Here is a 1971-nt window from a genome sequence, read left to right on the forward strand (position 1 = left end):
GGCCAGACGCGCCCTTCCCCCACCTGCCGCAGGCCCCGCACCGGCCCCGGGAACCGTCGGTCCCGCCATCGGCACGGGACCCAACACCTCGGCGTCCGACGGCAGTTCGACCGTGGCCAGGAAGTCGGCCACCGCCTGGGCCGGTCCGGACACGGCAGCCATTCGCGACACCGGGGGGAACCCCAACTCGGTTCGTTCGGCGAGTTCCCGCACCGCGTGCCCCACCGGATCCCACCGCACGAGCGCCTGCACGGGCCGCAGCGTCGGCTCGGCGACCACGACGACCGTGCCGCCGACCCCCTGGTTCCGTACGAGCGCGGCCGCGCCGATCCACCGCCGCAGCGCGTCCTCCCCGGCCCGCAGATCGGGCCGCCCGAGCATCGCCCAGCCGTCGAGCAGCAGGGCAGCCGCGTACCCGCCCTCGGCGACCGGCTCGGCCCCGGGCGTGCTCACGACCAGCGCGGGCGTCCCCGGCACGGTGTCGAGTACCTGCTCCCGGCCGGAGGTCCGCACGGGCACGGCGGGAAAGGCCCGCCCCAGTTCCTCGGCGGTCCGCCGCGCGCCCACGACCTGTGCCCGCAGCCGGTGGGCTCCGCACTCGGGGCAGTGCCAGCCGCCCTCCTCACGCCCGCACCATCCGCACCGCAGTGCCCCGGAGCCGTCCCGCGCCTCCAGGGGCCCCGCACAGTGCCGGCACCGGGCCGGTTCCCGGCAGCGCGCGCAGGCCATCCGCGGCACATAGCCGCGCCGGGGTACCTGCACCAGCACGGGCCCGTCCCGCAGTCCGTCCCGCGCGACCTGCCAGGCGAGACTCGGCAGCCGCGCCGCCCGAGCCGCCTCGTCCCGCGCGAGGTCCGTGTCCCCCACGGTCCGCACCAGCGGCGCGGCGGCCCGCACCTGCTCCCGCCCGGCCACGATCGGCGCGGCCCAGCCGCTCTCGACGAGCTGTGCGGCCTCGACCGTACAACTCCAACTCCCAAGCAGGAAGCCGCACTTGTCCCGGGAGGCCCGCAGCTCCAACACCTCTCGCACATGCGGGAAGGGCGCGTTGTCATCACTGTGACTGGCGTCGCCGTCGTCCCAGACGACGACCAGCCCGAGGTCCCGCACCGGCGCGAACATGGCCGCCCGGGTCCCCACCACAGCCCGTACGGCCCCCCGTCGCACGGCCAGCCACTCCCGGTACCGCTTCTCCTGCCCGGCATCGGCGGTCAGCAGCGCGTGCCGCCCCTCCCCCAACAGTTGCCCGAGCGCCTCGTCGACCCGAGCGGCCGGCCGCCCGGCCGGTACGACGACGAGCGCCCCGCGCCCCGACGCCAGCGTCGCCTGCACGGCCCGCGCGATCTCCTCGGCCCACTGCGGCCCCGGCAACGCGGTCCACACGGCCCGGGGCGCGCCGCCGTCGGCCAGCGCCCGCAGAAACCCCTCCCCGCGCCCGTACCGCAGCCAGGACCCGGGCTCGGGAGCGGCGGGAGGGGGCGCGGGCTCGCCCATCTCCACGGCCTCCGCCCGGCCGTGCCGAGGCGGAACGGCCAGCTGCAGCACATCGGCGAGGCTCCCCGCGTACCGATCCGCCACGGCCCGTGCCAGCCCCAACAGCTCGGGCCCCAGCACCGGTTCCGGGGAGACGACCTGCGCGAGCGCGGCCAGGGGGCCGGAGTAGTCCGACTCGGCGACCCGCTCGACGAGAAAACCGTCGATCAGCGAGCCGCCCTCGCGTCGCCCTTCGCGGACATTCCGCCCGCCGGCCCCGAACCGCACCCGCACCCGCACACCCGGCTGGGCGACCGCGTCCAACTCCTCCGGTACCGCGTAGTCGAAGTACCGGTCGAGATGCAGCACTCCCTTGTCGACCAGCACCCGGGCGACCGGCAGCTCCTTGGCCAGCGCCGCCCCCCGCCAGGTCCGCGGTTTCGCCCGCGGCACCTTGGCCTTGCGCACAGCCTCCCGGACAAGAGCCAGTTGCTCCGG

The 1971-nt window shown here is 76.5% G+C and carries 1 protein-coding gene; it reads right to left on the minus strand.

Translation table 11 applies throughout. The annotated features are described in order from the left end of the window. Nucleotides 1–1971: primosomal protein N' (locus P1P70_RS44015; protein ID WP_319248036.1), on the minus strand; the 1971-nt coding region annotated here is incomplete at both ends.

Origin of the sequence: Streptomyces sp. MB09-02B, from assembly GCF_033794485.1 — a bacterium.
Taxonomy (GTDB): Bacteria; Actinomycetota; Actinomycetes; order Streptomycetales; family Streptomycetaceae; genus Streptomyces.